The organism is Vibrio splendidus 12E03 (assembly GCF_000272105.2).
GTDB lineage: Bacteria > Pseudomonadota > Gammaproteobacteria > Enterobacterales > Vibrionaceae > Vibrio > Vibrio splendidus_I.
The window spans coordinates 1-20,877 of the sequence record NZ_AJZD02000357.1 but is presented as its reverse complement, the minus strand read 5'-3'; the positions used below and the strand labels follow the sequence as shown (position 1 = coordinate 20,877).

At 44.0% G+C, this 20,877-nt stretch carries 21 protein-coding genes; 11 read left to right on the top strand and 10 right to left on the bottom strand.

Features of this window, described 5'->3' with window-relative positions:
* The first annotated feature begins 60 nt into the window (after positions 1 to 60).
* Entirely contained in the window at positions 61 to 1,647 is a 1,587-nt protein-coding gene (locus A142_RS23540) for a cation:proton antiporter family protein (RefSeq protein WP_019820253.1), read from the top strand.
* Between the two features lie 235 nt (positions 1,648 to 1,882).
* Complete coding sequence (gene asnB / locus A142_RS23535) at positions 1,883 to 3,553, top strand: asparagine synthase B (protein ID WP_019820251.1); 1,671 nt, start codon at positions 1,883 to 1,885, stop codon at positions 3,551 to 3,553.
* Between the two features lie 78 nt (positions 3,554 to 3,631).
* Here asnB and rfaH read toward each other — a convergent pair whose 3' ends face one another.
* The gene (gene rfaH, locus A142_RS23530; RefSeq protein WP_017062197.1) at positions 3,632 to 4,138 is read right to left on the bottom strand and encodes a transcription/translation regulatory transformer protein RfaH; all 507 of its coding nucleotides are present in this window, start codon (positions 4,136 to 4,138) and stop codon (positions 3,632 to 3,634) included.
* A 501-nt stretch (positions 4,139 to 4,639) separates the two neighbouring features.
* On the opposite strand from rfaH, the gene A142_RS23525 reads away from it, so the two are divergent.
* Positions 4,640 to 6,037, top strand: a complete 1,398-nt coding sequence (locus A142_RS23525; RefSeq protein ID WP_019820247.1) for a peptide MFS transporter — start codon at positions 4,640 to 4,642, stop codon at positions 6,035 to 6,037.
* A gap of 127 nt (positions 6,038 to 6,164) precedes the next feature.
* On the opposite strand, the gene hemH is transcribed toward A142_RS23525, so the two are convergent.
* From hemH to htpG, 3 genes are all read right to left on the bottom strand, one after another.
* The gene (gene hemH / locus A142_RS23520; protein WP_019820245.1) at positions 6,165 to 7,127 is read right to left on the bottom strand and encodes a ferrochelatase; all 963 of its coding nucleotides are present in this window, start codon (positions 7,125 to 7,127) and stop codon (positions 6,165 to 6,167) included.
* A gap of 279 nt (positions 7,128 to 7,406) precedes the next feature.
* On the bottom strand, positions 7,407 to 8,051 hold the full coding sequence (adk, locus tag A142_RS23515; protein ID WP_019820243.1) for an adenylate kinase: 645 nt from the start codon (positions 8,049 to 8,051) through the stop codon (positions 7,407 to 7,409).
* Positions 8,052 to 8,439: 388 nt separating this feature from the next.
* Entirely contained in the window at positions 8,440 to 10,344 is a 1,905-nt protein-coding gene (gene htpG, locus A142_RS23510) for a molecular chaperone HtpG (protein WP_019820241.1), read from the bottom strand.
* A gap of 271 nt (positions 10,345 to 10,615) precedes the next feature.
* Here htpG and A142_RS23505 point away from each other — a divergent pair, with 271 nt between their 5' ends.
* The 3 genes from A142_RS23505 (at position 10,616) to A142_RS23495 (ending at position 12,500) form a co-directional block, all read left to right on the top strand.
* Positions 10,616 to 11,527, top strand: coding sequence for a transcriptional regulator (locus A142_RS23505; RefSeq protein ID WP_019820239.1), 912 nt, complete (start codon positions 10,616 to 10,618; stop codon positions 11,525 to 11,527).
* A gap of 1 nt (position 11,528) precedes the next feature.
* Entirely contained in the window at positions 11,529 to 12,044 is a 516-nt protein-coding gene (locus A142_RS23500) for a regulatory protein ToxS (RefSeq protein ID WP_029405282.1), read from the top strand.
* Positions 12,045 to 12,179: 135 nt separating this feature from the next.
* Positions 12,180 to 12,500 (top strand): SelT/SelW/SelH family protein, encoded by a 321-nt coding sequence (locus A142_RS23495; protein ID WP_019820237.1) that lies wholly within the window; start codon positions 12,180 to 12,182, stop codon positions 12,498 to 12,500.
* A gap of 30 nt (positions 12,501 to 12,530) precedes the next feature.
* On the opposite strand, the gene yfcE is transcribed toward A142_RS23495, so the two are convergent.
* The 5 genes from yfcE to A142_RS23470 are packed head-to-tail and all read right to left on the bottom strand — an operon-like array spanning position 12,531 to position 15,393.
* On the bottom strand, positions 12,531 to 13,076 hold the full coding sequence (yfcE, locus tag A142_RS23490; protein ID WP_019820236.1) for a phosphodiesterase: 546 nt from the start codon (positions 13,074 to 13,076) through the stop codon (positions 12,531 to 12,533).
* 47 nt (positions 13,077 to 13,123) lie between these two features.
* A complete protein-coding gene (locus A142_RS23485; protein WP_019820235.1) occupies positions 13,124 to 13,531 on the bottom strand; it encodes a CBS domain-containing protein in 408 nt (135 codons plus the stop codon).
* Entirely contained in the window at positions 13,528 to 13,878 is a 351-nt protein-coding gene (locus A142_RS23480; protein WP_019820233.1) for a P-II family nitrogen regulator, read from the bottom strand. Before A142_RS23480 ends, A142_RS23485 begins: the two co-directional genes overlap by 4 nt.
* Complete coding sequence (locus A142_RS23475) at positions 13,868 to 14,662, bottom strand: DUF1538 domain-containing protein (protein WP_019820231.1); 795 nt, start codon at positions 14,660 to 14,662, stop codon at positions 13,868 to 13,870. Before A142_RS23475 ends, A142_RS23480 begins: the two co-directional genes overlap by 11 nt.
* Positions 14,659 to 15,393: a DUF1538 domain-containing protein gene (locus A142_RS23470; RefSeq protein WP_019820230.1), complete on the bottom strand. Its 735-nt coding sequence runs from the start codon at positions 15,391 to 15,393 to the stop codon at positions 14,659 to 14,661. Before A142_RS23470 ends, A142_RS23475 begins: the two co-directional genes overlap by 4 nt.
* Positions 15,394 to 15,682: 289 nt before the next feature.
* Between A142_RS23470 and A142_RS23465 the strand changes: the two genes are divergently transcribed.
* From A142_RS23465 to A142_RS23445, 5 genes are all read left to right on the top strand, one after another.
* A complete protein-coding gene (locus tag A142_RS23465; RefSeq protein WP_019820228.1) occupies positions 15,683 to 16,597 on the top strand; it encodes a TIGR01777 family oxidoreductase in 915 nt (304 codons plus the stop codon).
* A 43-nt stretch (positions 16,598 to 16,640) separates the two neighbouring features.
* Positions 16,641 to 17,468, top strand: a complete 828-nt coding sequence (locus A142_RS23460) for an SDR family oxidoreductase (protein WP_019820226.1) — start codon at positions 16,641 to 16,643, stop codon at positions 17,466 to 17,468.
* 396 nt (positions 17,469 to 17,864) lie between these two features.
* Positions 17,865 to 18,719 (top strand): co-chaperone YbbN, encoded by an 855-nt coding sequence (locus A142_RS23455; RefSeq protein WP_019820225.1) that lies wholly within the window; start codon positions 17,865 to 17,867, stop codon positions 18,717 to 18,719.
* Positions 18,720 to 18,929: 210 nt separating this feature from the next.
* Positions 18,930 to 19,859 (top strand): SPFH domain-containing protein, encoded by a 930-nt coding sequence (locus A142_RS23450; RefSeq protein WP_017063395.1) that lies wholly within the window; start codon positions 18,930 to 18,932, stop codon positions 19,857 to 19,859.
* Positions 19,860 to 19,862: 3 nt separating this feature from the next.
* On the top strand, positions 19,863 to 20,318 hold the full coding sequence (locus A142_RS23445) for an NfeD family protein (protein WP_019820219.1): 456 nt from the start codon (positions 19,863 to 19,865) through the stop codon (positions 20,316 to 20,318).
* Positions 20,319 to 20,354: 36 nt separating this feature from the next.
* Here A142_RS23445 and cueR read toward each other — a convergent pair whose 3' ends face one another.
* Positions 20,355 to 20,750 carry a Cu(I)-responsive transcriptional regulator gene (gene cueR, locus A142_RS23440; protein ID WP_019820217.1) on the bottom strand — a complete coding sequence of 132 codons (396 nt, stop codon included), beginning with the start codon at positions 20,748 to 20,750 and terminating at the stop codon, positions 20,355 to 20,357.
* Between the last annotated feature and the right edge of the window lie 127 nt (positions 20,751 to 20,877).

The window sequence follows — 20,877 nt, the reverse complement described above, 5'->3', positions numbered from 1 at the left end:
GGGCCGTGTTTGTATAAACACGGCCCGTTTTTTTAAGCTAGGGAACTACAACAACAAGTTATGGAACTTATATTAATATCCACTGCGTTTATCGCAGGATTTATTGCTTTAAAGTGTCACCTTCCCCCATTAGTTGGTTTTTTGGTTGCAGGCTTTGGGCTTTTTGCCTTTGGCTTTGAAACCAATGACACCATCATTACTTTAGCTGACCTTGGTGTCACGCTGCTTCTATTTACTATCGGCTTAAAGCTCGACATCAAAACCCTACTCTCTAAAGAGATCTGGGCTGGCGCGACAATCCACAACCTTTTGTCCACTCTATTTTTCGCCGTCGCCCTGTTTGGCTTTAAGTTTTTAGGCATTTCATCGTTAGCCGCCATGTCGGTAGAACAGATCGTTCTGCTTGGTTTTGCTCTTTCATTCTCTAGTACGGTATTTGCGGTTAAGACTCTGCAAGAGAAAGGTGAAATGAATGCGACCTACGGAACGTTGGCGATTGGTATCTTGGTCATGCAGGATATCTTCGCCGTAGTATTCCTAACGGCTTCTACAGGCAAAATACCTGAGTGGTATGCGATTGCTCTGTTTGCCCTGCCTTTACTACGCCCACTGTTCTACAAAGTGCTCGATTGGGTTGGTCACGGCGAGATGCTAGTTCTGTCCGGCATCTTCTTCGCATTAGTCGTCGGTGCTGGTTTATTCCATTTGGTTGGTGTGAAACCAGACCTAGGTGCTCTTGTTCTAGGTATGTTACTTGCGGGCCACCCGAAAGCCTCTGAGTTATCAAAATCGCTGTTTAACCTTAAAGAACTTTTCCTTGTCTGTTTCTTCTTGAACATTGGTTTGTCAGAGCAACCAACCATTCAAGGCTTTATGCTCGCAATCTTGTTCTTGCTGATGCTGCCAGTGAAAGGTGTTCTGTACTTCTTGGTACTCAACCGCTTCAAGTTCCGTGTTCGAACGTCTCTACTTGCCTCGCTATCACTGTTTAACTATAGCGAGTTTGGCCTCATCGTTGGTGGTCTCGCCTTCAAGATGGGCTGGATGTCAGGCGACATTTTGGTGGCTGTGGCGATTGCTGTTTCACTGTCGTTCTTAATCGCAGCACCTTTAAACCGAGCTGGTCACAAGCTTTATCAGCAGTCAGGTAAATGGCTAAAAGAGCATGCGTCAGAAAAGCTTCACCGACGTGATAAGCGAATTGACCCAGGTCGTGCACAAGTGCTTATTCTAGGTATGGGCCGAATTGGTACTGGTGCTTATGACGAATTACGCTCTCGCTACGGCAAAGTCAGCCTAGGTGTCGAAGTGCGTGAAGAAGCCGCGCACAACCACAGAAGCCATGGCAGAAACGTGATTTCTGGCGACGCGACTGACCCAGATTTCTGGGAGCGAATTTTAGATACAGCAAACGTAAAATTGGTAATTTTGGCAATGCCTCACCACCAAGGTAATCAAACCGCTTTAGAACAATTAAAGTCACGTAACTTTAAAGGCCAAATTGCCGCGATTGCTGAATATCCCGATCAACTCGAAACACTGAAAGAGAATGGCGTTGATGCGGCATTTAACATTTACAGCGAGGCTGGTAGTGGTTTTGCTCGCCACGTTTGCGAACAGTTAAACCCAAACATCAATAAAATCTAGTATTAGACGGTGTTCAACTAAACCTCTCAAAACTGCCTATTTTTCGCACTTTTGAGAGGTTTTTGTTTAAAAAACCAACCGCAATTAAACACCACACACCAAAAACACGTAAAAATTAGATAATTTCTAATAGAAAACCCTTTATATTATTTTTTTGCTCACATCCGGTTGCTTTTTTTAGCCAGAATGGCAAATTGAATGCAGTTGATTTGGAAATTATTTAAAAGGAAGTTCTATGTGTTCAGTATTTGGCATTCTCGACATTAAAAATGATGCCGCAGCACTTCGCCCTATTGCTTTAGAAATGTCTAAAAAGCTTCGTCACCGTGGTCCAGACTGGTCTGGTATCTATGCGGGTGAAAAAGCAATCCTTGCTCATGAACGTCTTGCTATTGTTGGCTTGAACAGCGGTGCTCAACCACTATACAGCCAAGACAAAAAGCACATTCTTGCAGTAAACGGTGAAATTTATAACCACAAAGAACTTCGCGCACGCTATGAAGATAAGTACCAGTTCCAGACTGATTCTGACTGTGAAGTTATCCTAGCGCTATACCAAGAGATGGGGGCAGACCTTCTAGAAGAGCTTAACGGTATTTTCGCTTTCGTTTTATACGACGAAGAGAAAGACGAGTACCTAGTGGGCCGCGACCATATTGGTATTATCCCGCTTTACCAAGGTTACGATGAGCACGGTAACTACTACGTGGCTTCAGAGATGAAAGCATTGGTTGAAGTATGTAAGACGATCAGTGAATTCCCTCCAGGTAGTTTCTACTCTTCGAAAGATGCCGAACCTCAACGCTACTACATCCGCGATTGGAACGAGTACGCTGCGGTACAAGGCAACAGCACAAGCAAAGAAGAACTGACTGAAGCGCTAGAAGCAGCGGTTAAACGTCAACTAATGACTGACGTTCCTTACGGTGTACTTCTATCTGGTGGCCTTGATTCATCAATTACTTCAGCCGTCGCAAAACGCTTTGCTGCAATGCGTATCGAAGATGATGAGCAATCTGAAGCTTGGTGGCCACAACTGCACTCATTCGCTGTTGGCCTTGAAGGCGCACCAGATCTTATTGCTGCTCGTGAAGTAGCGGACAAGATCGGTACCGTGCACCACGAGATGACTTACACTATTCAGGAAGGCTTAGATGCCATCCGTGATGTTATTTACCACATCGAGACTTACGATGTAACGACGATTCGAGCATCAACGCCAATGTACTTGCTTGCTCGTAAGATCAAAGCAATGGGCATCAAAATGGTACTGTCTGGTGAAGGTGCTGATGAGATCTTTGGTGGTTACCTGTATTTCCATAAAGCGCCAAACGCGAAAGAGTTCCACGAAGAGACAGTACGTAAACTGCTTGCTCTAAGCATGTTCGACTGTGCTCGTGCAAACAAATCGCTAGCGGCATGGGGTGTTGAAGGCCGTGTACCATTCTTGGATAAAGAGTTCATCGATGTCGCAATGCGTCTGAACCCTGAAGATAAGATGTGCGGTAACGGTAAGATGGAGAAACACATCCTGCGTGAGTGTTTTGAAGACTACCTACCAGATTCAATCGCATGGCGTCAAAAAGAGCAGTTCTCTGATGGTGTTGGCTACGATTGGATTGATACATTGAAAGCAACGGCTGAAGCAAAAGTAACGGATCAACAAATGGAAGCTGCTAAGTTCCGTTTCCCTTACAACACGCCAACAACCAAAGAAGGTTATGCTTACCGTGAAATCTTTGAGGAGCTATTCCCTCTAGAATCTGCGGCAGAGTGTGTACCTGGTGGTCCTTCAGTTGCTTGTTCATCAGCGAAAGCGATTGAATGGGATGAGTCATTCAAAAACTGTGTCGACCCATCAGGCCGTGCCGTACAAGCCGTTCACAACGATGCTTACAACGCTTAGAGCGTTTTGAATAAATTCTAAAGACTAAAAAAGGCGCATTATGCGCCTTTTGTTTTAAGCCTATTTTTATTACTGCAGTTATGCGCGAGCTTGTAGGGCTTCGTTCTCAATACTGATTGGAACGACTTGGCTGATCATTTTCACCAGCATAATCGATCGAGCCTCACCGTCTTTTTGATCGAAAATAGCTTCAACCCCAGCAAACTGGCCACTCTGAATCTTGACTACCTGCCCAGACTCAAACTCAACACAACAATCTTCCACTTCGTTACTGCAGCACTTCTCAAACTCTTTGAGTTCAAACACTAAATCTCCTTGGACCTCGTGCGGCAGTGAACCGAACTTAATAAAGTCCACAACACCACGTGTTGAACGAACGGTCGTGAAGCTAGGACCTTGCTCATAGTCGAAGCGAACAAAAATGTAAGACGGAAACAGCGGTTCTTTGACCTGCTTTTCTTTCCCTCTCACCACCTTTTTGACTTCTATTTGAGGGTAAAAGCACTCTACCCCCTGATTCTCTAAGTGCTGCTGAGCGCGTTTTTGATCACCACGCTTACAGTAAAGCAAATACCAACGTTTCATTTAACTAGCCATTTTATATTTTTAGATATTTTACCACATGCCTAAAACGGTTGACTCGCCATTAATAAAATGAATCGTTGCTAACGAAAAATAATGCGTAGCAGACCAATTTATCAACAAAAAGTTATAGGTGTCGGAGTGGTTAAGCATTGTACAGGGATCATTTGGAGATAAAAAGGCTCATTGTTGTAAGCATATGTATGCCCCACCTAATGAGCACACCACTCCCTTCAAACTCAAAACGATACACCAGAGGAATGCATCTAAAGATTTTCATTCAACACGGCTTTAATAAAGGTTATTAACCAACCAGCTCAAATCTGGAAAATTAGTTTGCAGCACATCTAAAATGGGCAACATTAAAAGCAAATCTCTTTAACATCAATACTTTACACAAACCAAGTTGTCGTAACCATAAAATACGTCTATTGCAGACTTTTATCCCACTGTGTATACATGAATGACTATAAAATCTTTTAATACCTAAAATTAGTAAAACTTATGCCAAGCAACCACAACATCTTTGGCCACCCTAGAGGCCTATTTCTACTTTTTAGCACAGAGCTATGGGAACGTTTCTCGTACTATGCGATGCGTGCCATCCTTGTCTTATTTTTGACTGACACTACCCTCAACGGTGGACTGGGTTGGTCAACGAAAGACGCACTCGATCTCTACGGTATTTACACCGGCTTAGTCTACATCACACCATTAATTGGTGGCTGGATTGCCGATAACTACCTGGGTCAGCGTAAATCAATTCTGATTGGCGGTGTATTAATGGCACTTGGCCAATTTACACTGGCTCTACCTAACGGCTTCATCGGTTTAGACCAAGTGAACGCGCTGTACCTTGGTTTAGCACTGCTAATCAGTGGTAACGGTATGTTTAAACCGAACATCTCAACCATGGTTGGCGACCTGTACCAAGAAGGCGATAACCGCCGCGACGGTGCTTTCACCATTTTCTACATGGGCATCAACTTAGGTGCACTGCTTGGTGGCTTAATTTCAGGCGCTGCTGTCGACTCATTTGGTTGGAAAGCAGGTTTCCTAGCCGCTGGTATTGGTATGGTTATTAGCTTGATCATGCAAGTGACAATGGCTCAGTCTTGGTTAGGCAACATCGGTTCTGTGCCTGCTGCTGCTCGAGCGAAAGCACTGAACAAATCTAAAGAAAAAGCGCCACTGACCAAAAAAGAGTTCGACAGACTAAAAGTGATTCTTATCATGGGTCTGTTCGTGATTGTATTCTGGGCGGGCTTTGAACAAGCTGGCGGCCTAATGAACATCTACACTCAACAATATACTGACCGTATGATTGGTGGCTTTGAAGTTCCTGCTGCGTGGTTCCAATCTTTGAACCCATTCTTCATCATTACACTTGCTCCAATCATTGCCGCGTTTTGGGTGAAATTGGGTAAGCGTGAACCCAACTCTCCTGTTAAGTTTGCAATGGCATTGTTCTTCTTAGCACTTGGCTTTGTATGCATGATGGGCGCGGTAATGGAACAAGGCGGCGACCTAACAGTGAAAACATCAATGCTATGGCTAGTCGGTGCTTTCTTCTTCCATACCCTTGGTGAGCTTTGTCTATCTCCTATTGGCCTGTCGTTGGTCACTAAGTTAGCTCCGCTTCGCCTAGCATCATTGATGATGGGTGCATGGTTTGGCTTCAATGCAGTAGCAAACTACGTGGCTGGCCTGGTGGGTTCTCACGTAGGTGAGCTTGGTGCTATGTCTATCTTCAGTGGTATTGTTATTACAGCAACGGTGAGTGGCATATTACTGCTGCTGTGTGCGGGTAAGCTTGTGTCATGGATGCATGGCGTAGAAACAAACATGACGCTTGAAGCAGAGCCTAAAGCTAAGCAAGCAACAGAGACATCTGCGGCTTAAACTCTCCAGTTTTTTCAATACGAAATATCCTGATCAAAAAGGGCTGCTCAATGAGCGGCCCTTTTGTTATTTGTATTATGCATCTTACGACGGTTAACGATAAGCCGTAATCAAGGCTCAGCAACTGTTAGCGATACAGCGCCACTAACTCTGCCATCATATCGATGTGCGAGTCTCTGTCGTTCAGACACATAATGTAGCTAAAGTCCGAACCACCAGCGTCAATGAACGTCTCTTTACACTGGTCTGAAATCTCTTCCAACGTTTCCAAACAGTCAACCGAAAAGGCAGGCGCCATGATGTCGATCTTCTTGATACCTTTGCTTGGCAGTGATTCAAGTGTCTCGTCAGTGTAAGGCTTCAACCACTCCTCTCGACCAAATCGCGATTGGTAGGTCATGGTGATGTCTTCTTCAGATAAACCTAGCTCAGCAGCAAGCAGCTTTGTCGTTGCTTCACAATGCTGTGGGTAGATATCGCCTTCATCAGCTAAGCGCTTCGGAATACCGTGGAACGAACAAACCAAGTGATCGGCTCTGCCATTTTGTTCCCAATGGCTACGAACGCTTTCAGCCAATGCTTTGGCATAGCTAGGGTGTGAGTAGTAGTCACGAATAAAGCGATAGCTTGGGATAACTGGCATCTGTTTAAAGGCTTTGGTTAAACCATCAGAAACTGCCGCTGTGGTTGTGCCAGAGTACTGAGGATATAAAGGCAGTACGATGATGTCCTCAACGCCCTGGTCCATCAGTTGCTCAACACCAGTCTTAATGCTTGGGTTACCATAGGTCATACCCAGTGCAACCGGCATCTCTAGTTTCTTCTGGAGCTTTTCAGCTTGTCTTTGAGAATACACAAGCAGTGGTGAGCCTTCATCCATCCAGACAGATTGATACAACTTGGCTACTTTGGGTGCTCGAATCGGTAAAATCACCCCGTGCAAGATTGGGCACCAAAGCCAACGGGTTAGGTTTACTACTCGCTTGTCGTGTAAGAATTCACTCAAAAATCGACGAACGCCAGCTGGGGTCGCCGAATCTGGCGTACCTAAGTTCACCAGTAAAACGCCCTGCTTTTTATTATTTTCCATAGATACCTGAGACCAATATGTGATTTTCTGGAAAGTAATATACTAATCTGCATAAGTTTAAGATCATTGGTTCCCACTAAATGTCTGAATAATCATTCTTTAAATGGGATATCGCAACATCTACTCTCGATTGTGAGCCACCTTCATCAAAAACGGTTTCATCTTGAATGGTGTGTAATCGAATTATCTAGATTGGTATCGTACTAAAAACTGAAACAAAAAAAGCGACCCTTAAGGTCGCTTCCAATATATCAAATTCTAAAACTGGCTGTTAGCCAATTATGCTAGTGCTTTCTCAAGTTCTGCACTAACTTCAGCAACTTGCTTAGTACCGTCAAACTTAAGGTACTGAGTGTTGCCTGCTTCAGCTTCTTTACTGTAGTAAGAGATTAGCGGAGCTGTTTGATCGTGGTATACGCCTAGACGTGCACGAACGGTTTCTTCTTTGTCGTCATCACGTACAACTAGCTCTTCGCCAGTTACGTCATCTTTGCCTTCTTCTTTAGGCGGGTTGTACACAGTGTGGTATGTACGGCCTGAAGGAAGGTGAGCACGACGACCAGCCATACGTTCAACAATCACATCGTCAGCTACGTCGAATTCAACAACGTAATCAACAGCGATGCCCATTTCTTTTAGGCCATCAGCTTGTGGGATTGTGCGTGGGAAACCGTCTAGTAGGAAACCTTTCTCACAGTCATCTTGAGCGATACGCTCTTTGATAAGACCAAGGATAATTTCATCAGAAACTAGCTGACCAGCGTCGATTACTGATTTTGCTTGCTTACCAAGCTCAGTACCCGCTTTGATAGCAGCACGTAGCATGTCACCAGTTGAAATTTGAGGGATACCAAATTTGTTCATGATGAAGTTAGCTTGAGTACCTTTACCCGCGCCAGGAGCACCTAGAAGAATGATGCGCATGTTTAATCCTCTTATAAAATTATGATTTATACCGAAGCTCACTATCCCACCTTCCTCGTTCATATTTAAGATAAACAGGAAAAGTTAGGTAACAGCTGAGGTTAAGCAAAACTGTAAACAGAAGCAAAACGGTAAGTTTCGGTATAACGTTTAAAAATCATACAACTGGAAGAAATTGGTTCCTAGCTCCAGCTGATTAGGTCGAGCATTCTATCACATTAATATTCAATTTGGCTGAATTTACGACTAAAGAATGTATCGGCAACATTTGTTGTGACTATAACGGTGACGTTGACCACGTTTAATAGATTTTCAGCGACGTTCATAAAAAAAGCCCGCATTTGCGAGCTTTTTATTACAATTGTTGGCTTAACCTAAAGTCGAAAGACTAACGCTTTGTCAGTAGCTCGTTGATTGCACCCAAGAATTGTGACGGATCTTCCATTGAGCCCTTTTCAGCCAGCATCGCTTGACCAAGTAGCAACTCAACCCAGCGACCAAACGCTTGCTCGTCTGCTTCGTCGGCCATCTGTTTAACCAGAGCGTGCTCAGGGTTAATCTCGAAGATGTACTTCACTTCAGGTGCCGCTTGACCTGCAGCTTCAAGAAGCTTAGCCATTTGCGTACCCATTTCGAAGTCGTCAGTCACAACAACAGCTGGTGTTGTTGCTAACTTAAATGTTGTGCGAACTTCTTTAACACGACTACCTAGGTAAGATTGAGTGCGCTCTACAACAGACTTGAACTCTTCTTCAGTCTCTTTCTGCTTCTCTTTCTCTTCTTCACCTTCAAACTTGCTTAAGTCTAAGCCCGCTTTCGTGATCGATTGGAATTGCTTACCATCAAAATCAGTTAGGTAGTTCATTACGTACTCATCAATGCGATCATACATTAGAACCACTTCAATACCTTTTGCTTTGAACTGCTCCAAGTGCGGGCTGTTCTTAGCTGCTGCGTAGCTATCTGCTGTTAGGTAATAGATCTTATCTTGGCCTTCTTTCATGCGCTCAACGTAAGATTCTAGGCTGATAGTTTGCTCAGCAGAATCGACTTCCGTTGATGAGAAACGAAGTAGACCCGCGATCTTCTCTTTGTTCGCCATGTCTTCAGCTGGGCCTTCTTTCATTACTAGGCCAAACTCTTTCCAAAACTCTAAGTACTTGTCGTTGTCATTCTTCGCCATGCGTTCAAGCATAGTCAGCACACGCTTAGTACATGCGCCACGAAGAGACTGAGTCACCTTGTTATCTTGCAGGATTTCACGCGACACGTTCAAAGGCAGATCGTTTGAATCAATCAAGCCACGAACGAAACGCATGTAAGATGGCATGAACTGTTCAGCATCGTCCATGATGAATACACGCTGTACATAAAGCTTTAAGCCACTCTTATGGTCACGGTTCATCATGTCCCAAGGTGCTTTCGCTGGGATGTAAAGCAGGCTTGTGTAGTCGTTCTTACCTTCAACCTTGTTGTGGCTCCACGTCAGTGGATCCGCAAAGTCGTGAGATACGTGCTTGTAGAACTCTTGATATTCTTCTTTCTCGATATCAGATTTGTTACGAGTCCAAAGCGCTTGCGCCTTGTTAATCTGTTCCCAATGCTTCTCTTCGGTGTCTTTACCTTCGTCATCTTTCACGGCTGTGAAGATAGAAACAGGGATACCGATGTGATCAGAGTACTTACCAATCACTTCACGCAGGCGCCATTCGTTTAGGAACTCTTTACCGTCTTCACGCATATGCAAAATGATGTCAGTACCGCGAGATTCTTTAGTGATGTCTTCGATGGTGTAATCGCCTTCACCAGCAGAGTGCCATTGAACGGCTTCATTGTTTGCTAGGCCAGCGGCACGAGTGCGAACCGTTACCGCGTCTGCAACGATGAATGCTGAGTAGAAACCAACACCAAATTGACCAATCAATTGAGAGTCTTTGCTTTGGTCTTCAGATAGCTTTGAGAAAAAGTCTGCAGTGCCTGATTTAGCAATCGTACCTAAATGCTCAATAACGTTGTCACGGCTCATGCCGATACCGTTATCAGAAATCGTTAAGGTATTTGCTTCAGCGTTGAATGAAAGTTTTACACCTAAATCAGCATCGCCTTGGTAAAGGTCACCATTAGATAGGGCTTGAAAACGAAGCTTGTCAGCCGCGTCAGATGCGTTAGAGATCAGCTCACGTAGGAAGATTTCTTTATTTGAATACAGTGAGTGAATCATTAGATGAAGTAGTTGTTTTACTTCAGATTGAAAGCCACGAGTCTCTTTATTTTGCGTTGCCGTTTCGCTCATTTTTACTCCAAAACATCTATACTTTATGTTGAATAATCATAGGGGCGTAACACTTGATGCCACTCTTCTGTTCATTAACATGAGGATGACAAATGTAAATTCAAGGTCAAAAATCATAAAAACACTGTTTTTTTTATCTGTTTTTATTATCCTTGAGCCTGATAAATATAAAAGAACATAAAATAAGCCATGATTTGGTGAAGAATTAACGGAACTTCACCTGAGATTTGTCTATTTCGCCCCCCAAAACAATCCAAAATAGAAGAATTCAATGAGTAATATCGGCACAAAGTTTATTCTCGCACAACGGTTCGTATTCGACCCAAACAGCAATTCACTTGTCGATCAAATGAGCGACGGTGAAGTCGTACGTCTTGGTAGCAATGAAAGCCGCATTCTCTTGATGCTGTCAGAAAGGCCTAATGAAGTTATCACTCGTAATGAATTGCATGAGTATGTTTGGCGAGACCAAGGCTTTGAGGTTGATGACTCAAGCTTAACGCAAGCCGTATCGACTCTGAGAAAGATGCTCAAAGACTCGACTAAATCTCCTGAATTCGTAAAGACAGTACCGAAGCGCGGTTACCAATTTATTGCGACCGTTGAGCGCTCTGCGCCACTGTCATCAAATGATCAGCCAGTAGCCGCTGAAATTGCAGAAAATGACGTTGAACCTATCCTAACGTTTGCAACGCCTGCAGCGACTGAACAAGCAATCACTGACACATTTGAACCTGAGCCAATTACAAAAGTTCAACAAACTAAAGTGGCAGTAGAACCAGCAACCGCTCCTGTTGTAGCTCCGGCTAAAAGCACCAATAAATGGTTAACATTTTGGTTACTGCTTGCCGCTTTCATCATGCCGATTCTCGTTTTAACGTTTACTACCCCGGTGGAGTCCGAGTTCACGGTTTTGACTGAAGTGGATGGTGTAAAGGTTCAATCACCGGTTAACCACCCAGACCTCAGCAGTTGGCTGCCAGCAATAGAAAAGTGTGTATTAAGTTACAACACGAATCACACTGGTGTGTTAAAGCCGGCTGAAGTGATCGCTACAGGAGGACAAACCAATAACCTTGCCCTCAACTACATTCACCCGCAAGATTACTCGAGCGAAAATGTAACCCTAAGAATTTACGCAAACCAGTCGGATGTAAACGACATTTGTAACGGTGGTAAGTAACATGAAATTAAAAGTATCGATTATCTTACTGGTTCTATCGGCATTTTTGAGTGGTTGGCTATATTGGAGCAGCAATGCAAAAGTAGAGCGCTTGCTCACTCAGCATGAATGGCAGTCGAGAATGGTGACGCTGATTAGCGATAACAAGCAAGCTGACTCAATCGGCCCACTTCGTAGAGTTGAACTATCATCGAATGCGAAATACCTACCAAATGGTACATATTTAAGAATGTCAGTGGTTAGACTTTACGGTAATCAAACTGAGCCTGCGAATGTCATCAACATCTCTGAAACGGGTCGGTGGGATATTAACGATAACTACTTACTGGTTTCGCCAACGGAGTTTAAAGATGTGACTTCGGCTCAGCGCCAAGACTTTTCAGAAGAACAGCTAGAGCTGATCACTCAAGTCATTAAGATGGACGCAGAGCAAAGCCGCCGCATTGACATCGTTAACCCGAAGGCACTGCTACTGACTAGCTTAAATCATGGTTCTACCGTATTGTTTTCAAACTAAGATTGGATCGCTATTTACTGTTTATGAATAGCTGAATACCATGAAACGGTAAACCAATAGAAAAAAGGGGCATGAAGCCCCTTTTTTGTTAGCCGTTGGTATCAAATTACGGATGTAGCATTTTAAGGATTAACCATGAAAACGGAACAACCCAATCTGGCGCCAGCGAAAGAAACAGCAGCAAAAGCCACAATCGCCATACACTATTGCCGTCAATGCAATTGGATGCTTCGCTCTAGTTGGTTATGCCAAGAGCTACTGCATACCTTCAGCGAAGAAATTGAACAAGTGAGCTTACACCCAGACACCGGAGGCAGGTTCGAAATTTTTTGTAATGGTGTGCAGATTTGGGAAAGAAAAGCGGATGGAGGTTTTCCAGAGGCGAAGGTTCTGAAGCAAAGAGTACGAAACATCATTGCTCCAGACAGAGATCTCGGCCACGTAGACTCAAAGTAGACCTTTTCTAACGTCGCCAATTACGTTTATTTAAAGCTGACCACTCACTAGAACATCACCTTCAAGGCTGATGACTGTGAAGGTATTGTTTTCATAAATACCGTAACTTGCTGCGTACCCTTCTCGGGGGAATGTCACCGAGCTAGGGTTAAAGATAAAGATGTCATCTTGGTATTCAGCGACCGGAATATGGGTATGACCATGTGCAATAATATCGCCTGCTTTCAGCGCAGGGCGCTTATTGGTGTTGTACAAATGGCCATGAGTTAGAAAGATGCGTTGACCTGATTCTAATAATACCCACGAGTAATCCATCATCATTGGAAAAGACAGCAGCATCTGATCCACTTCGCTGTCGCAGTTACCACGAACGGCAATGATCTCTTGAGAAAACGCATTCAACTTATCTGCAACCGCTGGCGGATTGTATCCCTCAGGGATCGGGTTTCTTGGGCCATGATTCAGAATGTCACCCAATAGAACTAAATATTGCGCGCCAGACGCTTGGTAGAGTTCTAATACCTTTTCTGTTGCTGGTAGCGAACCGTGTAGGTCTGAAGCAAAAAATAATTTCACACGTACTTCTCCATAAAATTTGTGAGCCTATTGTACGTATCTAAATACTACACGTCATCTCTCGCCATACCGTTGATCACGATATTATTGTAACTAACCATACCGACTATCTTGTTGTCACGAATGACTGGCGCACGACTGATACCAAAGCGCTCAAACAAACGAGCACAGTATTTAACGTTCATCTCAGCAGACACACTTAGCGCTGGTTTAGTCATGATCTCATAAACATTGGTCCGTTTTGGAGAGCGGTTTTTAGCCAGTACTTTTTTGGCAATATCATTCATCAATACGATGCCGTACTCGTCACCTTCATGGCGCTTGTCGACAATGATGGCTTTCACTTTATGCTTCTTCGCCATCTCTATCGCTTCCAACACCGTGGTTAGCCCATCGATGATCACATAGGTATTGGCCATGACATCGCCTACTCGGATTTTTTCACTGACACTCATAACTCGTCCTCCACAACCTTGGTTAATGTCTCGACTTGATGCGCGACTCCGACTGCATCTTCGACATCGATCTGCACTGCAATACCTTGTCCTGACTCTTGATCAAACTCTCCGACTTCACCAATAGTTTCAAGAATATGCCTAGCTAGATGCTCCTCAACGACAAACAGCAACACATCTTTTTGCACCTCTAACGTTAGGCCAAAAAATGTGGTTTTTTGGTTTAAACCTTGCCCTCTGGCGTTGTTAATCACTGTTGCTCCGGTCGCACCCGCATCACGCGCGGCATCGAGCACAGTGTCGGTCTTGCTCTCTTCTACAAACGCTAAGATAAGTTTAAAGCGCATCTTTGCTCTCCTTAGAGGTGTGTAAACGGTTTAACCATTGTGTTATCTGGGCATAGCCCATCACTGAAATGATGGGAAATAAGCTGGCAAAAGCGATCAATCCAAAGCCATCAATGACAGGGTTTCGTCCTGGTACGGTTGAGGCGAGCCCAAGCCCAAGAGCTGTCACTAAGGGGACTGTCACCGTAGATGTTGTTACGCCGCCAGAATCGTAGGCCAATGGAATAATAAGTTTTGGGGCATAAAAGGTTTGAATGACTACGACGACATAACCCAAAATGATGTAGTAATGGATCGGGTCACCAGCAACGATCCGATAGCTTCCGAGCGAGATACCAATAGCGACTCCTAGTGCCACGGCTATTCTCAGCCCATTAACACTGATGCTGCCGCCGGATACTTGATTCGCTTTAATAGCCACCGCAATCAATGAAGGCTCAGCGATCGTGGTACTAAAACCAATACAGAACGCAAAAAGATAAACCCAATAATAATCAAACCAAGCCAATGTCAGGCCAGAGCTAACCTTAAACTCAGTCAAAAAGCTGGGTTCGGTGAGCTGCATTGCCATTGTCTCCCCCAAAGGAAACAACGCGAGTTCCAACCCCATCAAAAATAGAGATAAACCTAGGATGACGTAAAAGAAACCGACTAGCACTTTAGCTAGGTTATTGACTGGCTTACGCAATACCGCCAACTGAAAACCAAAGATGATGACCGCAATCGGGATCACATCCATTACAGTGCCGAGAAAGGTGTCGATAAATTGCTGAATACTGATCATGTCACCACCATTCCGTACACCATGACAAACATCATCGGTAACAAAGAAGCAAATGCGATCAACCCAAAGCCATCTATCATCGGATTGCGCCCTTTAATGGCAGAGGCTAACCCCACCCCCAATGCCGTCACTAACGGAACGGTGATCGTCGATGTTGTCACTCCACCAGAGTCATACGCAATCCCAATAATGTTTTCCGGAGCAAATGCAGTAAGCACCACCACGCCAATGTATCCACCGATGATCATGTATTGAATTGGCCAACCTTTTAAGATTCTCAGCACACCGAGTAAAATAGCAATGCCAACCGACAATGCCACTGTGAATCGCAGACCATCGGCATACTGCTCCATTTCATCTAACGTGTTGGGAATTACTCCTCCCTCGGCTGCCACTTCTGCCGCTTCGGCTGCAACGGCTGTTAACGCTGGTTCTGCTATGGTGGTACCGAAACCTAAACAAAAAGCGAAGATCAATAACCAGAACACACTCCCCTTCCTGGCAAATGCTTGAGCCATCGATTCACCAATCGGAAATAAGCCCATTTCAAGACCAAAGATAAAGAAAGTGAGTCCAAAAACCACCAGCACTAAACCGGTTAGAATGGATAAAAGGTGAGGAAGCGGCTCTTGTAACACAGCAAGCTGGAAGAAAGCGATAACTGCCACGATTGGCAATAGATCCCTTAGGCTACCTAACATGGATCGAAACAAAGCAAGTACCGCCGTCATCGTCATTCCTTGTCGCTGATTATGAGTTAGTAATAATCATGGCAAATCCTTATCATTGCTAATGTGACAAATATTACGCAGTTGGTAACATACCCAAGTAAAGTGCATAAGTGTGATAAGGGTACACATCCTGAATTGCTGAATTTAATTTCACTCCTTCGTCAATTGAAAAAGGCGTAATTTAGGCATCACACGATTGAAACCTTATGATCGTTATAGTGATTTTTTCGTATTGATTGGCGACTAAAAACAAGCCATGTCTATAATTATGTTTAATAGGGAGATTGATATGAAGATATTGTTAACTGGCGGTACTGGATTTATTGGCTCTGAATTGGTCAAGAGTTGGAACACTGACGACGTGACATTGCTGACGCGGAGTCCTGAAAATGCGAAGCAAAATCTAAATCACCTCAACCAGAACAACCTTCATTATATTCAATCCCTTGATGAATTGAGCGATCTCAATGATTTCGATGTGGTGGTTAATCTGGCTGGAGAACCGATTGCCGACAAGCGTTGGACCGAAGAGCAAAAAGAAAGAATCTGCAGTAGCCGCTGGCACATCACAGAAAAACTGGTCGAGCTAATTCATGCCAGTAGCAACCCACCACAAGCTTTCATTAGCGGTTCAGCCGTAGGTTACTATGGCGATCAACAGCAGCACCCGTTTGACGAATCACTGCAAGTAGAAGATGAAAGCTTTCCTCATAAAGTCTGTGCCCACTGGGAAGAGATAGCCAAGAGAGCCCAATCTGACAATACGCGTGTGATACTGCTGCGAACGGGGATTGTGTTGGGTGAAAATGGCGGCGCCCTCAAGAAGATGCTTATGCCATACAAACTCGGCGTCGGTGGTCCACTAGGTTCAGGTGAGCAGTACATGCCATGGATTCACATTCTCGATATGGTGAGAGCCATCAATCACTTGTTGTCGATTCCTCACGCTCAAGGGGAATTCAATATGTGTGCCCCTCACCCTGTGACCAACAAACTGTTCAGCAGCACGTTAGCTAAACAATTAGGCCGACCGCATTTCTTATTCACGCCGAAATGGGCAATGTCGATTCTCATGGGGGAATCATCTTGTTTGCTATTTGACAGCATTCGCTCCAAGCCGAAGAAACTCACAGAGATGGGATTCATCTTTAGTTACTCAAGAATCGAGCCGGCACTAAAAAACTTGTTACAACATCAAGACTAATTCTTTACCCTAGAGCGATAGAGACTCTAATAAAGGATTAAGTGTGAACAAGTCGATTCTTATTACCGGTTGCTCAACAGGTATTGGCTATACATGTGCTCATGCACTTCAAAAGCGTGGTTTTCATGTCATTGCATCTTGTCGTGATCCACAAGATGTTCAACGCCTTCAAGATGAAGGCCTCACCTGTATTCAATTAGATCTTTCCAACCAAGAAAGTATTGAGCATGGCGCCAAGCTTGCTATTGATCTCGCACCTAATGGATTGTATGGATTATTCAATAACGGTGCTTACGGTCAAGCAGGTGCGCTAGAAGACTTACCTACCCAAGGGCTCAGAGAACAATTCGAAACCAACTTCTTTGGTTGGCATCATCTCGTCTGTCAGATCCTTCCGCACATGCGCGAGCGTGGCGAAGGTCGAATCGTACAAAACAGTTCCGTATTAGGTTTTGCAGCCATGAAGTATCGTGGTGCGTATAATGCTTCTAAATTCGCGATTGAGGGTTGGACGGATACCTTACGATTAGAACTGCATGGCAGTAGTATACAGATCTCATTACTGCAACCTGGGCCAATTGAGACTCAATTTAGAACCAACGCCCTGAAAGCGTTCAATAAATGGATCAACATTTCTGACAGCGCTCACCAAGACGCGTACCAGCAACAAAAGGATCGACTCGAAAAAGAATCATCGAATAACGCTTTTGTTATGCCTCCAGAAAGCTGTATTGAGCCAGTATTCCATGCTCTCACCGCCGACAAACCCAAACTAAGATACCGAGTTACGACCCCAACTAAAGTGTTCGCGGTATTGAAAAGGATCCTACCGAGTCGCTTGCTAGACCCTATTTTGAGAAAAGCTGCATAAATTGCTAACTTTGAATGCAGAGTCGCAAACTTTAATGTAACGATGTAATTTTTCCGTAACAATAAGATGTCATGATTACCCTATCCCATCAATTATTCCCAATTGATGGTTCTACTTTGGAAACCTCATGACTTTAAATCGCCTTAATTGGGTAGGTGTGGGTCTGGCTATTACGTTGTTTATTCTGTTTTGAGTATCTCACGCAACGCCTCACTGACTACCTCGATGATAACGCTATGCCTTCGATGTTGAGATAACAACTCCATCAACATTGAAGCATAGCGTTTTTCTATTTTTGGTTCTTTTTATCCTAGATACCCCAGTTAGATCTTGAAGTTACTGACTAATCCCCCCATATTTGCAACGTATCCACAAAACAAACCTCAAGGAACGTAAATGCAATCTCCGCATATTGTTGAACTTAATGAGCAGAACTTTCGTCAAGTATTAGAAGGTTCGATGCAGACCCCTGTACTCATCCATTTTTGGGCACCAATGAGCCAAGAGAGCGCCCAAGTCATTCCTGAACTCCAAACATTAACTCAGCAGTACAACGGTGCTTTCACGTTAGCGCTATTGAATTGCGAGCAAGAACAAGCGATTGCTAGCCAGTTTGGTGTTCAAGCACTGCCTACGATTGCACTGTTTGTTAACGGTCAACCTGTCGACGGGCTTGGTGGTCCTCAAAGCTTAGACGCGATTGTAGAGATGCTAAGCAAACACCTTCCTAGCCAAGATGAACTTGCGCTGCGCCAAGCTCTTGAGCAAATGCAAGCTGGCGAACACACACAAGCGCTAGCTGCAATGCAGCAACTTCCAACAGAGCTAACAAATAAAGGTGAAGTAAAACTGGCGATCGCAGAATGTTTGTTAGAAACGCAACAATTTGATCTTGCTGAATCTCAATTAGCAACGATCCCTCTTGAGTACCAAGATAATTACTACAAAGGCTTAATCGCCAAACTTGAACTTCACAAACAAGCAGCAGACAGCCCTGAAATACAAGCATTAGAAGTGGCGCTTCAGAAAAATCCAAGCGATGCAAAAACGGCATCAGAATTAGCATTGCAATATCACCAAGTAAACCGCAGTGAAGAAGCAATGGATCTATTGTGGTCTTTCCTAGCCAAAGATCTTAATACTCTCGATGGCGACATGAAAAAAGAGTTCATGGACATCTTGAGTGCGCTTGGACAAGGTAACCCAGTTGCCAGTAAGTACCGCCGTCAACTTTACTCCCTGCTTTACTAGTCCGGTTCTGTAACAGCTAAGTCGTAGGTTAGCTATCAAATCTAAATTCAGGCAAACCCACCTATTAGATTTTCGAATGTAAAACTTCACAATGGGCCATAAAATCAATGTTTTATGGCCCATTTCTCATTTATAAATTTGCCCCGCCTTTAAATATGCGCCAGTATGAGTAATAAACATTCAAAAACTTAAACTTGCAAAGGACTTTGTATGCCTATTGATACCTTGATTACTATTGGCGTCTTTACTGCCGTCGCACTGTTATTTATCTTCGCTGGCGTAAAAACCGTTCCACAAGGCAACAACTGGACCGTTGAACGCTTCGGACGATACACACATACTCTCAAACCGGGTCTTAACTTAATCATTCCATTTATTGATAAAGTTGGACAGCGCATCAGCATGATGGAGCGTGTTCTCGACATCCCAGCTCAAGAAGTCATCTCCAAAGACAACGCGAACGTCGTTATTGATGCGGTGTGTTTTGTTCAGGTTATCGATGCCCCTAAAGCCGCCTATGAAGTGAACGACCTTGAACATGCGATCCGTAACTTAACCCTCACCAATATCCGTACTGTACTGGGCTCGATGGAACTGGATGAGATGCTTAGCCAGCGTGATATGATCAATACTAAGCTCCTAAATATCGTTGATGAAGCAACTAACCCGTGGGGCGTGAAGGTTACACGAATCGAAATCAAAGATGTGCAGCCACCAGCAGACCTTACTGCTGCGATGAATGCCCAGATGAAAGCCGAGCGTAATAAACGTGCTGATATCCTAGAAGCAGAAGGCGTTCGACAAGCAGAGATCCTAAAAGCGGAAGGCCACAAGCAGTCAGAGATCCTGAAAGCGGAAGGTGAAAAACAAGCCGCAATATTGCAAGCAGAAGCTCGTGAGCGTGCTGCAGAAGCAGAAGCTAAAGCAACAGAAATGGTATCGACGGCGATTGCTCAAGGCGACATGCAAGCTGTAAATTACTTTATTGCACAAGGCTACACCGACGCACTGAAATCAATTGGCCAAGCTGAAAACGGCAAGATCATCATGCTACCACTTGAAGCAACAGGTCTAATGGGTTCTGTGGCTGGTATTGCAGAGATGTTTGCACATAAGAATGACAAAGGTAGTAAGGACTAACTTATGGTCGAATTACTAGAACAAGTAAACCACTGGCACTGGCTGGCATTTGGTCTAGCACTGTTAGCGCTTGAGCTAATTGGGACCGCTGGTTACTTTTTGTGGATAGGCATATCTGCCATGCTGGTCGGTGCCCTATTAGGCGCATTACCAATCGGTTGGCAGATGCAATGGCTGTCCTTTGCTAGCTTCTCTCTTATTACCACTTGGTTGTGGTGGAGAAGACAACTGTCTAATGACAAGCAGTCAGATGCAGGGCGAGAGTTAAACCAAAGAGAAAAACAACTGGTAGGTCAAACAACTCGAATCGATACTGTCATTAAAAAAGGCAAGTGTCGTATCCGTTTAGGTGATACTACTTGGTCAGCTGTTAGTAATCACGACTTAGAAGCAGGCACAGAGGTGATCGTCACTGCTGTAGATGGCATAGTATTAACGATTACTCCAACTGAAGAGTAATACAAGCATTCCTTATCAGAGCCATAAGTAGCCCACTTATGGCTTTTTCTCTACAAGTGAATCAATGATCGGGCAATGGCTATTTGAGTCACCTGGACATTGTTCAACCCACTCTTTCAATGTCTTTTGAATTGCCAAAAGACCTTCAATTTTTTTGTTTACTTCTTCCAATTTACTAAGCGCTTTCGCTTTAACGTCGGCACTTTCACGACAAGGGTTGTCAGCTAATTCAACAAGCGCACGGCACTCATCGAGTGAAAAACCCGCACTTCTCGCTTTCGCAACTATACCAAGCTCTTTAATCTGCTTCTTGTCGTAGCTTCTATAACCATTTTCCGAGCGTAAAGGGGCTGTAATAACCCCCTTGTCTTCATAAAGACGAATAGACTTCGTTGATAAATTAGTAAGTTTAGCGGCTTCACTTATGTTCATGATATTACTCTAATAAGCTGATGTATCTTTGGCATTAATTGCCTTTGAGATGCTAACAAATAGTACACCTAGAACACCCCAATGCATAATAAATATAATTTAAGAAAATAAAGTCTGCCACTTATAA

Excerpts from the sequence above, each read along its gene's own strand:
- A142_RS23540 (WP_019820253.1), top strand. The coding sequence starts at position 61 with ATGGAACTTATATTAATATCCACTGCGTTTATCGCAGGATTTATTGCT.
- asnB (WP_019820251.1), top strand. The coding sequence starts at position 1,883 with ATGTGTTCAGTATTTGGCATTCTCGACATTAAAAATGATGCCGCAGCA.
- rfaH (WP_017062197.1), bottom strand. The coding sequence starts at position 4,138 with ATGAAACGTTGGTATTTGCTTTACTGTAAGCGTGGTGATCAAAAACGC.
- A142_RS23525 (WP_019820247.1), top strand. The coding sequence starts at position 4,640 with ATGCCAAGCAACCACAACATCTTTGGCCACCCTAGAGGCCTATTTCTA.
- hemH (WP_019820245.1), bottom strand. The coding sequence starts at position 7,127 with ATGGAAAATAATAAAAAGCAGGGCGTTTTACTGGTGAACTTAGGTACG.
- adk (WP_019820243.1), bottom strand. The coding sequence starts at position 8,051 with ATGCGCATCATTCTTCTAGGTGCTCCTGGCGCGGGTAAAGGTACTCAA.
- htpG (WP_019820241.1), bottom strand. The coding sequence starts at position 10,344 with ATGAGCGAAACGGCAACGCAAAATAAAGAGACTCGTGGCTTTCAATCT.
- A142_RS23505 (WP_019820239.1), top strand. The coding sequence starts at position 10,616 with ATGAGTAATATCGGCACAAAGTTTATTCTCGCACAACGGTTCGTATTC.
- A142_RS23500 (WP_029405282.1), top strand. The coding sequence starts at position 11,529 with ATGAAATTAAAAGTATCGATTATCTTACTGGTTCTATCGGCATTTTTG.
- A142_RS23495 (WP_019820237.1), top strand. The coding sequence starts at position 12,180 with ATGAAAACGGAACAACCCAATCTGGCGCCAGCGAAAGAAACAGCAGCA.
- A142_RS23485 (WP_019820235.1), bottom strand. The coding sequence starts at position 13,531 with ATGAGTGTCAGTGAAAAAATCCGAGTAGGCGATGTCATGGCCAATACC.
- A142_RS23480 (WP_019820233.1), bottom strand. The coding sequence starts at position 13,878 with ATGCGCTTTAAACTTATCTTAGCGTTTGTAGAAGAGAGCAAGACCGAC.
- A142_RS23475 (WP_019820231.1), bottom strand. The coding sequence starts at position 14,662 with ATGATCAGTATTCAGCAATTTATCGACACCTTTCTCGGCACTGTAATG.
- A142_RS23470 (WP_019820230.1), bottom strand. The coding sequence starts at position 15,393 with ATGACGGCGGTACTTGCTTTGTTTCGATCCATGTTAGGTAGCCTAAGG.
- A142_RS23465 (WP_019820228.1), top strand. The coding sequence starts at position 15,683 with ATGAAGATATTGTTAACTGGCGGTACTGGATTTATTGGCTCTGAATTG.
- A142_RS23455 (WP_019820225.1), top strand. The coding sequence starts at position 17,865 with ATGCAATCTCCGCATATTGTTGAACTTAATGAGCAGAACTTTCGTCAA.
- A142_RS23450 (WP_017063395.1), top strand. The coding sequence starts at position 18,930 with ATGCCTATTGATACCTTGATTACTATTGGCGTCTTTACTGCCGTCGCA.
- A142_RS23445 (WP_019820219.1), top strand. The coding sequence starts at position 19,863 with ATGGTCGAATTACTAGAACAAGTAAACCACTGGCACTGGCTGGCATTT.
- cueR (WP_019820217.1), bottom strand. The coding sequence starts at position 20,750 with ATGAACATAAGTGAAGCCGCTAAACTTACTAATTTATCAACGAAGTCT.